The organism is Nocardioides marmorisolisilvae (genome assembly GCF_003725775.1).
Taxonomy (GTDB): Bacteria; Actinomycetota; Actinomycetes; order Propionibacteriales; family Nocardioidaceae; genus Marmoricola; species Marmoricola marmorisolisilvae.
Map to the genome: position 1 here is coordinate 278,339 of NZ_RJSG01000001.1, position 11,800 is coordinate 290,138.

At 70.0% G+C, this 11,800-nt stretch carries 11 protein-coding genes; 4 read left to right on the forward strand and 7 right to left on the reverse strand.

All coding sequences use genetic code 11. The features are described 5' to 3' along the window. The gene (locus EFL95_RS01480; RefSeq protein WP_246004744.1) at nt 1-906 is read right to left on the reverse strand and encodes a pirin family protein; all 906 of its coding nucleotides are present in this window, start codon (nt 904-906) and stop codon (nt 1-3) included. Between the two features lie 91 nt (nt 907-997). Continuing rightward, on the reverse strand, nt 998-2,464 hold the full coding sequence (locus EFL95_RS01485; protein WP_123232284.1) for a DEAD/DEAH box helicase: 1,467 nt from the start codon (nt 2,462-2,464) through the stop codon (nt 998-1,000). A gap of 271 nt (nt 2,465-2,735) precedes the next feature. Here EFL95_RS01485 and EFL95_RS01490 point away from each other — a divergent pair, with 271 nt between their 5' ends. Continuing rightward, nucleotides 2,736-3,479, forward strand: a complete 744-nt coding sequence (locus tag EFL95_RS01490) for a putative protein N(5)-glutamine methyltransferase (protein ID WP_123232285.1) — start codon at nt 2,736-2,738, stop codon at nt 3,477-3,479. Nucleotides 3,480-3,588: 109 nt separating this feature from the next. On the opposite strand, the gene EFL95_RS01495 is transcribed toward EFL95_RS01490, so the two are convergent. Genes EFL95_RS01495 through EFL95_RS01510 form a run of 4 tightly spaced genes read right to left on the reverse strand, consistent with a single transcriptional unit; the run spans nt 3,589 to nt 7,149 of the window. Further along, nucleotides 3,589-3,876, reverse strand: coding sequence for a DUF1905 domain-containing protein (locus EFL95_RS01495; RefSeq protein ID WP_123232286.1), 288 nt, complete (start codon nt 3,874-3,876; stop codon nt 3,589-3,591). Continuing rightward, complete coding sequence (locus EFL95_RS01500; RefSeq protein ID WP_123232287.1) at nt 3,876-4,694, reverse strand: SDR family oxidoreductase; 819 nt, start codon at nt 4,692-4,694, stop codon at nt 3,876-3,878. The genes EFL95_RS01495 and EFL95_RS01500 overlap by 1 nt, the downstream gene beginning before the upstream one ends. Continuing rightward, the gene (locus tag EFL95_RS01505; protein ID WP_123232288.1) at nt 4,691-6,271 is read right to left on the reverse strand and encodes a succinic semialdehyde dehydrogenase; all 1,581 of its coding nucleotides are present in this window, start codon (nt 6,269-6,271) and stop codon (nt 4,691-4,693) included. The genes EFL95_RS01500 and EFL95_RS01505 overlap by 4 nt, the downstream gene beginning before the upstream one ends. A gap of 20 nt (nt 6,272-6,291) precedes the next feature. Beyond that, complete coding sequence (locus EFL95_RS01510) at nt 6,292-7,149, reverse strand: oxygenase MpaB family protein (protein ID WP_123232289.1); 858 nt, start codon at nt 7,147-7,149, stop codon at nt 6,292-6,294. Between the two features lie 72 nt (nt 7,150-7,221). Here EFL95_RS01510 and EFL95_RS01515 point away from each other — a divergent pair, with 72 nt between their 5' ends. Both EFL95_RS01515 and EFL95_RS01520 read left to right on the forward strand, forming a co-directional pair. After that, nucleotides 7,222-8,550 carry a cytochrome P450 gene (locus EFL95_RS01515; protein ID WP_221176279.1) on the forward strand — a complete coding sequence of 443 codons (1,329 nt, stop codon included), beginning with the start codon at nt 7,222-7,224 and terminating at the stop codon, nt 8,548-8,550. A gap of 3 nt (nt 8,551-8,553) precedes the next feature. Continuing rightward, on the forward strand, nt 8,554-9,102 hold the full coding sequence (locus tag EFL95_RS01520) for a TetR/AcrR family transcriptional regulator (protein ID WP_123232290.1): 549 nt from the start codon (nt 8,554-8,556) through the stop codon (nt 9,100-9,102). A gap of 10 nt (nt 9,103-9,112) precedes the next feature. Here the strand turns inward: EFL95_RS01520 and EFL95_RS01525 are convergent, their stop codons facing one another. Continuing rightward, on the reverse strand, nt 9,113-11,212 hold the full coding sequence (locus EFL95_RS01525) for an MMPL family transporter (protein ID WP_123232291.1): 2,100 nt from the start codon (nt 11,210-11,212) through the stop codon (nt 9,113-9,115). Between the two features lie 58 nt (nt 11,213-11,270). On the opposite strand from EFL95_RS01525, the gene EFL95_RS01530 reads away from it, so the two are divergent. Further along, on the forward strand, nt 11,271-11,777 hold the full coding sequence (locus tag EFL95_RS01530) for a winged helix-turn-helix transcriptional regulator (RefSeq protein ID WP_123232292.1): 507 nt from the start codon (nt 11,271-11,273) through the stop codon (nt 11,775-11,777). Nucleotides 11,778-11,800 lie beyond the last annotated feature (23 nt).

The window sequence follows — 11,800 nt, forward strand, 5'->3', positions numbered from 1 at the left end:
TCATCCTCGGCGGACCATCCGGGCGTTCGGCAGCGGCGGTGCGGGGATCGGCGGCAGCAGGTCGCCGGGCGGCAGCGTGAACTGGTCGGCGACGCCGTCGTTGATCAGTCCCTGCCACTGGTCGCGGTAGCGGACGATCTCGTCGTGGTCGCGGCCGATGAAGTTCCACCACATCACGATCTGCTCGCCGAACGGCGGGCCGCCGAGCAGGAGCAGCAGCGCGTCCTCCTGGGCCTTGAGCAGCAGGTGGTCGCGTCCCGGTTCGACGTACCCGAGCTCGTGGGCCGCGAGCGGTTCGCCGTTGACGGTGATCGCGCCGGAGTCCAGCAGCAGGCCGTGCTCGAAGTCCTCCTCGACCGGGACGAGCAGGGTGGCGCCGGCGCGGAGGCGGAGCTCGGCACCGAGGAGCGGGGTGTGGGTGCGCACCGGTGAGGTCGAGTCGAGCAGTGAGCCCAGGAAGACCCGGGCCTCCCAGTTGCCGGCCAGGATCGGCTTGGGCGCGTAGTGCTCGAAGTCCGGGTCGGTGTGCCGCGCGTGCTCGGGCAGCGCGAGCCACAGCTGCGCGCCGTGCAGCAGGGTGGTGCTCCCGGTGGAGTACTCGGAATGGCTGATCCCGCGCCCGGCGGTCATCAGGTTGACCTCACCGGGGCGGACCAGCGCGTGGTGGCCCGCCGAGTCGTGGTGCTCGATCTCGCCGGTGAACAGCCAGCTCACGGTCTGCAGCCCGGTGTGCGGGTGCGGCGAGACCACCATGCCGCCGGTGTTCGGGTCGACGTGGTCAGGCCCGTAGTGGTCGATGAAGCACCACGCCCCCACGAAGGTACGACGCCGCTGCGGCAGGGTGCGGCGAACGTTCATCGCACGCAGCCCGCCGAGGGGAACGTCTCGCGGGGTCAGGATCTCCACGGGGCCAGACTGCCACGCCAACATGACAGCGCAATGAAAAACGGTTCCCGGGAGTACCGGTCCAGGTCAGCGCGGCTACGGTCAGCCGCGGTCAGCGACCGCGGCGGCCGCCGCCGCTGAAGGACGCCGCGCTGTGCGAGCCGCCCCCGGATCCGTTGCCGGATCCACCCTGCCGCCGGCGCCGCGAGCGGCCCGCGGACTCCCCGGATGCCGCCTTGGGCTGGCTCTGGCGACTGCCACCCCGCGCACCGTTGCCGTTGCGCGACCGGTTGCCGCCCTGGCCGCCACCCTGGCCGCCACGGTTCGAGCGTCCGCCGCCGGAGCGACGCGGCTGCGAGCCGCCCGAGCCGGACTCGTCCACCGGAACGCCGAGACCGCCGGCAACCAGCACCCGCTCCCCGGGAGCCAGCTCACGCAGGATCTCGTGGTTCGGACCGGTCACCTTGGTGGTGGTCGGCTTGATCCCGGCGGCGCGCGTCAGGTCGCGCACGTCGCGCACCTGCTGGTCGGTCATCAGGGTGATCACCGTGCCGGCAGCACCGGCGCGCGCAGTCCGGCCGGACCGGTGCAGGTAGGCCTTGTGCTCGGCCGGCGGGTCGGCGTGGATGACCAGAGAGACGTCGTCGACGTGGATGCCGCGGGCGGCGATGTCGGTCGCCACCAGGGTGGTCGCCTTGCCGGAGTGGAACGCGTCCATGTTCCGGGTCCGGGCGTTCTGGCCGAGGTTGCCGTGCAGCTCGACGGTCGGCACGCCCTTGCTGTTGAGCTGGCGGGCGAGCGCCTTGGCGCCGTGCTTGGTCCGGGTGAACACGACGGTGCGGCCCGGAGCGCTGGCCAGGTCCACCAGGACCGGGATCTTGTGGTGGTGCTCGAGGTGCAGCACGTGGTGCTCCATCGCGGCGACCGGCGACTGCGCCGAGTCGGCCTCGTGGGTCTTCGGTTCCACCAGGAACCGCTTGACCAGCACGTTGACGCCGGCGTCGAGGGTGGCCGAGAACAGCATCCGCTGACCACCGGCCGGGGTCTTCTCCAGCAGCCGGCGGACGGCGGGAAGGAAGCCCAGGTCAGCCATGTGGTCGGCCTCGTCGAGGATGGTGACCTCGACGGCGGAGAGATCGCAGAGACCCTGCTGGATCAGGTCCTCCAGGCGTCCGGGGCAGGCGACGACGATGTCGACACCAGCCTTCAGCGCCTGGGCCTGCGGGTGCTGACCGACACCACCGAACACGGTGCGGGTCTTGAGGCCGGCCACCTCTGCCAGCGGCGCGAGCGAGGCGTCGATCTGGGAGACCAGCTCCCGGGTCGGGGCCAGGATGAGCGCCCGCGGCCGCTTCGGCGTACGGCGGGAGCCCGACTCCATCAGCCGGGCGACCAGCGGGAGGAGGAAGGCGTAGGTCTTGCCGGAACCGGTCCGGCCGCGGCCGAGGACGTCCCGGCCGGAGAGGGAGTCGGGCAGCGTCGCTGCCTGGATGGGGGTGGGCTCGGTGATGCCGATCCCGGCCAGGGTGCTGGCCAGGTCTGCGGGCACGCCGAGGACTGCAAAAGCATTGGTGGACAAGGGTTTTCGCTATCTCATGTGGTGTCTCACCACGGCCGCGACCCGGATGAGCTCCGGAGAGTCGCGTTGGTCGTTCGCCGGCACGGAGCCCCTCGCGGTGCTGCGACGTGCCATCAGGATCGAGGTAAGACTGGACGATCCTTGTGGTTGAAGAGTACCGGAGACACCCTCCGTTCGAAGAATCGAAGTGGCCGCGCGGGCTGTGACCTGCGACTCTCACGGGGTGTCTGACCGGGTTCCTTCGTACGACGCCAGCCTCTACGAACGCTGTGTGGCCACCCTGCGCTCGGCCGGCTGCGTGTACGCCGAGGACGAGGCGCGCCTGCTGATGGAGGCGGGAGGTCCGCTCGAGGACCTCCTCGCTCGTCGGGTCGCCGGCGCACCGCTCGAGTGGATCCTGGGATGGGCCTGGTTCGGCACCGAGGACGGGGACGGGCTGCGGGTCGTCGTGCACCCCGGTGTCTTCGTCCCGCGCGGTCGCACCATCGAGCTCGCGCTGGCCGCGCTCGACGTGCTGCCGCCCGGCGGCACGGTCGTCGACCTGTGCTGCGGGAGCGGCGCGATCGGCGCCTACCTGCTGCACGCCGAGCCATCGGTCTCCGTGTACGCCGCCGACCTCGATCCGGCGGCGGTGGCGTGCGCGCGGGAGAACCTGCCTGCGGCCCGGGTCTTCGTCGGCGACCTGTTCGAGCCGCTGCCGCCGGAGCTGCGCGGCACGGTCGACGTGGTCGTCGCGAACACGCCGTACGTGCCCAGCGACCAGGTCGCACTGATGCCGCCCGAGGCCCGCGACCACGAGCCGCTGCACACCCTGGACGGCGGCCCGGACGGTCTGGCGCTGCTGCGCCGCACCGCCACCGAGGCGCGCGACTGGCTGAAGCCGGGCGGGGTGGTGCTGATCGAGATCAGCGAGATTCAGTACGCAGCTGCTGAAACCGCGTTCGCCGCTGCAGGGCTGGCGGTCAGCGCGCGGATCGATCCGGACGGGACGACGGTGATCTTGGGTCAGACCTGAGGCGCTTCGTCGGTGGCCTTGCGCGCGGCCTGAGCGCGATGAACGCAGGGACCAGCAGCACCGCGACGATGGCCAGGACCCACATGTCCGCGACCTTAGGTGCCGAAGGTCAGCCGCGGCCAACCGTCAACGACACCGGCACGACCTCATCCACCTCGACCTCGATCTCCTTGCGCACCGCGAGCTTCAGCGGGATCAGGTAGACGCCGTCCTTGGGGAACAACGCGGTGGAGAACTCGACATCGTCGATCTGCACGACTACCGGCACCTGACCCCAGTACTCAAGCCCCTTGGCGGCGTACTTGATGTCGGCGCTCTCCTCCTCGGGGATGCGCACGAAGTAGTACGGCGCGGGGCCGCGCCACTCGACGACGGGACCGTCGAACTCGAAGTCCATCACTCGCCGGTGGTGCGGTCCTCGTAGGCCTGGCGGGCCTCGTGGTCGTACTCCAGGAACATCGTCGACATCCCCGTCTTCGCCCCCATCCAGCGACGCATCCGCTGCGGGTACATCGACCACTGGGCGGCGCTGAACGCCAGGTACTTCGGGACCGTCGCCTGGGCGCGGTAGTTCTCCAGCAGTCCCCGCACCGCGGCCGCGACGTCGGCGGGCTCGATCGCCGGCGTCATCGCCGGAGCCTCGGTGCCGCTGATCAGACCGGTGTTGGTGAAGGACGGCAGCACCGCGGAGACCCGGACGTTGCGGGGAGCGAGCTCGGCGTCGAGGGCATCGCTGAAGGCGAGCACTGCGGCCTTGGTGCCCGAGTAGACGGCCGCACCCGGGGCGGCGAACCGGCCGGCCAGCGAGGCGATGTTGACGATCTGCCCGCCGCCGTTGGCGATCAGCCGGGGCGCGACGGCGTGGCAGCCGTTGATGACGCCCTTGACGTTGATGTCCAGCTGCTTGAGCTGGTTCTCGATCGGCACGTCGAGGTGCTTGCCGATCACCATGATCCCGGCGTTGTTGACCAGCGCGTCGATGCGGCCGTACTCGGCCTCGACCTTGTCCAGGAAGCCGGCGTACGACTCCTCGCTGGTGACGTCGAGCGGGAGTCCGATCCCGCCGTACCCGGCGGCGGACTGCTCGGCCAGGACTGCGTCGAGGTCGCCGACCGCGACCTTCGCGCCGGCGGCGGTCAGCTCCTTGGCCGTCGCCTCGCCGATCCCCCGTGCGCCGCCGGAGATGGCGATGACCTTGCCGGTGAGTGTGCTCATGAGATGTCCTTCCGGGCCTTGCGGCGGGCTGCCTTGAGCTGTGCGAGGACGACCACGCGGGTGGCCGCCAGGTAGATCTTGGTGCGTGACGGGTACGGCGTCGAGACCCGCTGCGTCGTGGTGGTCTGCGACTCGGTGAACCGCAGGATGCCGTCGGCGGCGTGCCGGCGGCCGACGCCGCTGGACTTCATCCCGCCCATCGGCGCCGAGAGGGAGGAGATCGCGGAGAGGTAACCGTCGTTGATGTTCACCGCGCCGGCCTGGATCCGCGCTGCCACCTGCTGGGCCGCGACGAGGTCCCTGCCCCAGACACTCGCCGAGAGTCCGTACTCGGTGTCGTTGGCCCGCGTGATCGCGTCCTCGTCGTCGACCACCGGGTAGAGGGCGACGACCGGTCCGAAGGTCTCCTCGGCGAACACCTTCATGGACGGCCGTACGCCGGTGAGCACGGTGGGCTCGAAGAAGAACGGGCCGAGGTCGGGGCGTGCACGGCCGCCGGCGACGGCACTCGCACCCTGGGCCAGCGCGTCGGCGACGTGGTCGGTGGTCACCGCGAGCTGCTCGGCCGAGGTCAGCGAACCGAGCTCGACGTCGTGGTCGTAGGACGCGCCCATCGTGATCCTCGACGTGGCGGTGGCCAGCTTCTCCACGAACTCCAGGTAGAGCGACTCGTGCACGTAGATGCGCTCGATGCCGATGCACATCTGGCCGGCGCTGGCGAAGCACGCCTGCACGGCTCCGGTCACGGCGGCGTCGAGATCCGCGTCGGCGCGAACGATCATCGGGTTCTTCCCGCCGAGCTCCAGCGACGTCGAGATCAGCCGCTCCCCCGCGGCCGCGGCGAGCCGGCGGCCGGTCGCGGTCGAACCGGTGAAGGCGAGGTGGTCGACGGCGTCGATGATCGGCTGACCCAATCGGCTGCCCGGTCCCGCGACGACCTGCCACACGTCGGCAGGGAGTCCGGCCTTCACAGCGAGCTCACGGGCGGCGAGCAGGGTCAGCGGTGCCTGCGAGTCGGCCTTGGAGAGGACGGCGTTGCCGGCGACGAGCGCCGGGATGACGTCCCCGACGGCGAGGAAGAGCGGGTAGTTCCACGGCGCGATCACCCCGACCAGTCCCTTGGGGTGGCGGCTGACGCGGGCCTTCACGACACCGGGAACCCCGGAGCGCACGGTTCGCTCGCGCAGGTAGCCGGCCGACTCGGCACCGTAGTGGGCCGCGACCGTGGCGACGCCGAGCGCCTCGATACCCGCGTGGATGCGCGACTTGCCGGTCTCCCACTGCACGAGGTCGACGAGCTTGTCGCGCTCGGAGACGAGCAGCTCGCCGAACCGCAGTGCCCACCGGGTGCGTTCGGAGAGGGGTCGCGCCGCCCAGTCCGCCTGGGCGATCCGGCCACGCGTCGCCGCCAGCGCGACGTCGGCGGCCGAGGACTGCGGGACCGGCGGCAGCAGCGCACCGGTGAACGGCTCGACCGCCTGAGCGGTCTCCTCGCCGGTGGCGGTGACCTGGTCCTGGAACCGCATCACGTCGGTGGCACTCAGGTGCGGCGGCAGCAGCGCCGTGGAGGCAACCATTGTCGGCTTCGTCTTCGTCCTCACGCGCGACGTCCCTCCCGGGAGTAGGCGCGCAGCGCGATCGGGTGCAGCCGCAGCTTGCCGGGCAGCCGTCGGTAGGCCGGGTCGAGCGATCGGCACACGGCGGCGAAGCGCTGGTACCGGCGTTCGCGGCGCTCGTCCCACGGAAGGTCGAGGAGCACGCGTGCGCGTTCGGGCATGCCGCCGGTGGTGATGAACGCGCTGAAGGAGTTCAGCGGTCGGCGGAGCAGGAACCACACCGGCGCCGGCACCTGCTTCGGCCGCGGCCAGCCCTTGGTCACGTAGCCCACTCCGTACGCGGCGGTGCGGTGCGGGACCAGCCGCTCGGCCAGGGCGTGGTCCCAGTACGCACAGAACTCGGCGTACGTGGTCGGCGTACCGGTCGCACTGACGCCGTACCGCGCGAACCAGGTGATCGACTCCGCGAACAGCTGCTCCTTCTCCGCATCGGAGAGTCGGCGGATGAACAGGTCGGTCGCGGTGATCAGGTGCTCGATGAAGGTGGCGTGCGCCCAGTAGTACGTGTCCGGGTTCAGCGCGCTGTAGCGCTCACCGCTCGGCAGCGTGCCCTTGATGTTCTGGTGGAAGTCGCGCACCTGGACGCCGGCGTTCGCCTCGTCGCTGCCGTAGACCGTGTTGAAGATCGGCGGGATGCTGCGCTGCAGCCGGGCGAGGGTCTCGGCGAACCAGACCGAGTGGTCCTCGACGCCCTGCCCGAGCGAGGGAAGCATGTTCTGCAGGACCGCGGCACGGGGGCCGAGCAGCGCCATCCGGTTGTCCGCGAAGTACGTCCAGACCAGGGAGTCCGGGCCGAGCGGGAGACCGGTCGAGCGGTCCTGGCTCTGGGCAAGCGTCATGGCGCGATGATACATTGAATCAACTTTGTTTCAACGCTTCGCTTCCGACACCTCACCTCACCTGGAGTCAGCGTGACCGCGACGATCGAGAACACCGGGACCGGGACGCTTCGCGAGGTCAGCGGCCCGCTGATCGGCCTGCCCCACCTGCTGCGGATGCGCCGGGACCCGATCGGTCACAACGACTACGCCCGGGCGAAGTGGGGCGAGGTCCTCAAGCTCAACGTCTTCGGCACGACGCTCTACGCCTGCTACGGGATGGACGCGGCCGAGAAGATCATGATCAACCGCGAGCGGGTCTTCGCCAGCGGCCCCGCGTGGGGGCACTTCATCGGCCCGTTCTTCAACCGCGGCCTGATGCTGCTCGACTTCGACGAGCACCTCCAGCACAAGCGCGTCATGCAGATGGCGTTCACCAACGACGCGATGCGCCGCTACCACCAGGTGATGGTGCCGCACATCCGCAGCGGGCTGGAGCAGTGGGCGGACGTCAAGAACCCGCGGATGAACGAGCTCTTCAAGAAGCACACCCTCGATCTCGCGCTGGAGACCTTCGTCGGCGTCGACCTTCCCCAGCACGAGCAGGACCGGATCAACAAGGCCTTCATCGCCGCGGTCCGCGGCGGCACCTCGATCATCCGCGCCAACGTCCCCGGTACGCCGTGGGCGAAGGGGCTCGCGGCGCGCAAGGTGCTCGAGGAGTTCTTCTACACCCACCTGCCCGCCAAGCGCCGCGACGGCGGCGACGACCTGTTCGCCCAGCTCTGCCTGGCCGAGAGCGAGGAGGGCGAGCGGTTCACCGACGAGGACATCGTCAACCACATGATCTTCCTGCTGATGGCCGCGCACGACACCAGCACGATCACGATGAGCTCGATGGCCTACCACCTCGCGAAGTACCCCGAGTGGCAGGAGAAGGCGCGCGAGGCGGCGCTGGCGAGCGGCGACGACTACGACTCGGTCGTCGGCAACGAGCTGCTCGAGCGGATCATGAAGGAGTCGATGCGGCTGTGCAGCCCGGTGCCCTCGCTCCCCCGGGTCGCGACCCGGGAGACGTCGATCAACGGCTACCGGATCCCCGAGGGTGCGTTCGTCACGGTCTCGCCGTACTACAACCACCACGACCCGCAGTACTGGCCGGACCCGTTCCACTTCGACCCGGACCGGTTCGCCGAACCGCGGCGCGAGGACCACAGCCACCGGATGGCCTTCCAGGCGTTCGGCGGCGGGGTGCACAAGTGCATCGGCATGTACTTCGCCGGCGTCCAGGTCCGCTCGATCTTCCACGAGCTGCTGCGCACCTACCGCTGGTCGGTCCCGTCGGACTACACCTGGCCCCTGGACCTGGTTGCGCTGCCGTTCCCGCGCGACCGGCTCCCGGTGACGCTTGAGAGGATCTGACCCGTGAGCACCGAGATCCTGGACGCGGCGGAGCGGGTCTTCACCCAGTACGGCGCCCGCCGCGCGAACGTCGAGGACGTCGCCAAGGCCGCCGGGGTCAGCCGGAGCACGCTCTACCGCGCCTACCCGACCAAGGAGGCACTGCTCCGGGCAGTGCTGGACCGGGAGATCGACGAGTTCTTCGACCAGCTCGACGCGCTGACCGCGGGCCTGGGACCGCGCGAGGCGATCGTGCTCGCCTACTCGGCCGGCATCGGCCTGACGCGGGAGATCCCGCTTCTCGGCCGGCTGCTCGAGACCGAGCCCGAGATCCTCACCGGCATCGGTGGCGACGTGGAGACCACCACGATCCTGGGCTCGGCCCACCGCGTCGCCGAGACCTTGCGGCGCAGTGGGGCGACGATGCCGGACGACGAGCTGCACATCGTCGCCGAGACGATGCTGCGGATCGCGTACACCTACATGCTGCAGCCGCACGGCTCGGTCGACATGACCGACCCGAAGGCGGCCGAGGAGTACGCGCGTCGTTACCTGGCGCCGCTGGTCTTCTGAGCTGCCGGGGTCAGTGGCTGACCCCGAACCGTGCGTGCAGCCGACGCAGCGGACCGGGTGCCCACCAGTTCGCCTCGCCGAGCAGCCGCATCAGCGACGGCACCAGGAAGGCTCGGACGACCGTGGCGTCGATGATCACGCCGAGCGACATGCCGACCGCGATCTGCTTCATGAAGAAGACCGGGCTGACGGCGAACGCCGCGAACACCACCGCGATCATGATCGCCGCGGCGCTGATGATGCGACCGGTGCGCGCGACGCCGTGGGCGACCGCGTCCTCGTTGGTCATGCCGCTGTCACGGAGCTCCTTGATCCGCGCCATCACGAGCACCGCGTAGTCGGTGGCGAGCGCGAAGGTCACCGCGAACAGGAACACCAGGCTGGTCACCTCGACCGAGTACGGACCCGGGTAGTCGAGGAGCCCGACCAGGAACTTCTTCTCGAAGACGATGACCAGGATGCCGAGCGCTGCCGCGAGCGTCATCGTGTTCATGAGCAGCGTCTTGAGCGGCAGCAGCACCGAGCCGGTGAGCAGGAACAGCAGCACCACGGTGAGCAGGACGATCAGGCCGATCGCCAACGGAGCGTTGGAGACCAGGCTGCTCTTCTCGTCGAGGAAGCTCGCGGTGTTGCCGGCGACGAGCAGGTGCCCGCCCTCGGGATCCGGCAGCGCCCGGACGTCGCGCACCGCCTGCTGGGACTCGTCGGAGAGCGCGTACTTGTCCAACGACGCCGTCGCGAACGCGACGTCGGAGCTCGCGTGCTGGAAGGGCGAGACCTGGGCCATCCCCGGTACGTCGGCGATCTTGGTGCGAAGTTCCGCGAGCGCCGCGTCCGAGGTCGTCCCCCGCACCGTCAGCGAGACCCCCTCGGTGACCTCGCGGGGGTAGTGGTCGAAGAGGTACTTGTTCACGTCGTAGGACTGCTGACCCGGCGGGACCGCCTGCGCACTGGGACCGGTCAGGTGCGTGGCGAACAGCGGCGAGGCCAGCGCCAGCACGGCGGATGCCGTCACCAGTGCCACCAGCAGCGGACGCCGCATCACGCCGCGCGCCACCGCCAGCCAGCGGGTCGAGGTGTCCGAGACGGCCGGCCCCGAGCGGATCGAGAACGCGTTGATCCTCGGGCCGAGCACCGCCAGCAGCGCCGGCGCGACGAAGATCGCCATCACCGCCGACAGCACGCCGACCATCGCGCCGGCGGCGCCGACCGAGTAGAGGAAGCGCTGCGGCATCACCATCAGCGCCGCCATCGCGCCGGCGACGGTGAGGCCGGAGAACAGTGCGGTCCGTCCGGCGGTCGCCATCATCGCGGTGTGCGCCTCGCGGGTGAAGCCGACCTTCGCCGTCTCCTCGCGATGGCGTGAGACGAGCAGCAACGCATAGTCGACCGCCAGGCCGAGACTGAGGGCGGTGCCGATGTTCAGCGCGAAGACCGAGGTCCCGACGAAGGACGACATCACGCGCAGCATGAACAGGGTGCCGACGATCGAGAGCGCGCCGATGAGCAGGGGCAGCGCCGCCGCGACCGCGCTGCGGAAGACGAGCAGCAGCAGGAGGGCCAGGATCGGGAAGGCGATCAGCTCGGCGTTGGTCAGGTCCTTGCGCGTCTGGTCGTTGACCTCGTTGAAGCTCGGCGCGTAGCCGCCGTACCCGAGGTCGAGGGACTTCGAGGCGACGAGCTTGCGCACGGACTCGTCGGCCAGACCGCCCTTGTCCTCGAAGTCGTTGGTCGAGAGCTGGGCCGCGAGCGCCAGGGACTTGCCGTCCGGGGCCGGGATCTTGTCCACGTGTCCCACGTAGTCGGCCTTGCCGAGCTGCGTGACCAGGCGGTCGATCTCGCCGGCGACGGCCGGGTCCTGGACGTCGAGCTGTCCGCCGCCCTTCGGCCGCACCAGGACGGTGAGGCCGGGCTGCGCGGAGTGTCCGAGTGCGCCGGCCAGGACGTCGCCGGCCTGCTCGCTCTCCGAGGACGGGTCGGTGAACCCGGCCGCCTTGAGGTGGTGCTCGACGTCGTGGCCGAAGAAGCCGGCGACCGCCGCGAACAGCAGCGCCGCGGCCAGGATCTTGCGCGGGTGGTTCCAGGTCAGGTTCGCGATGCGATCGAGCATGGTCGAACGCTAGCAGCGTGGGTTCCTTTTGGGAACGCACTCGCGTACGGTGTGAGGCATGCAACGCAGCACGCTCTCGGACCAACCCTGCTCGGTCGCCCGGACGCTCGACATCATCGGGGACCGCTGGACGCCACTGGTGCTGCGGGACATCGCGATCGGCATCTCCCGCTTCGACGCGATCCAGGCCGACCTCGGTCTCTCCCGGAAGGTGCTCGCCCAACGCCTGGCGAACCTGGTCGAGCACGAGGTCGTCGTCCGGGTCGAGTACCAGGACAACCCGCCGCGCTACGACTACCGGCTCACCGAGAAGGGCAACGACCTCGCGATGGTGCTGCTGGCGATCCAGCAGTTCGGGGATCGGTGGTTCTTCGGCGGCCAGGCGCCGATCGCCTGGAAGCACCTGAGCTGCGGCCAGATCAGCAAGCCGGTGCAGGTCTGCGACCACTGCGGTGAGCAGGTCAGGCCGGGCGAGGCGATCCCGATGCGCGGGCCGTCCTTCGTCGAGGACGCCGCACCACTGGTCGGTGAGGCGCTCGACGAGATCGCCGCGGCTTTCGGGTAGGCGAGCTCGTCACCAGGTTCCGA

What these genes read in the sequence shown, in the direction of transcription:
- EFL95_RS01510 (WP_123232289.1), bottom strand. Translation starts at nt 7,149, where the DNA reads ATGACGCTTGCCCAGAGCCAGGACCGCTCGACCGGTCTCCCGCTCGGC.
- EFL95_RS01500 (WP_123232287.1), bottom strand. Translation starts at nt 4,694, where the DNA reads ATGAGCACACTCACCGGCAAGGTCATCGCCATCTCCGGCGGCGCACGG.
- EFL95_RS01495 (WP_123232286.1), bottom strand. Translation starts at nt 3,876, where the DNA reads ATGGACTTCGAGTTCGACGGTCCCGTCGTCGAGTGGCGCGGCCCCGCG.
- EFL95_RS01530 (WP_123232292.1), top strand. Translation starts at nt 11,271, where the DNA reads ATGCAACGCAGCACGCTCTCGGACCAACCCTGCTCGGTCGCCCGGACG.
- EFL95_RS01525 (WP_123232291.1), bottom strand. Translation starts at nt 11,212, where the DNA reads ATGCTCGATCGCATCGCGAACCTGACCTGGAACCACCCGCGCAAGATC.
- EFL95_RS01505 (WP_123232288.1), bottom strand. Translation starts at nt 6,271, where the DNA reads ATGGTTGCCTCCACGGCGCTGCTGCCGCCGCACCTGAGTGCCACCGAC.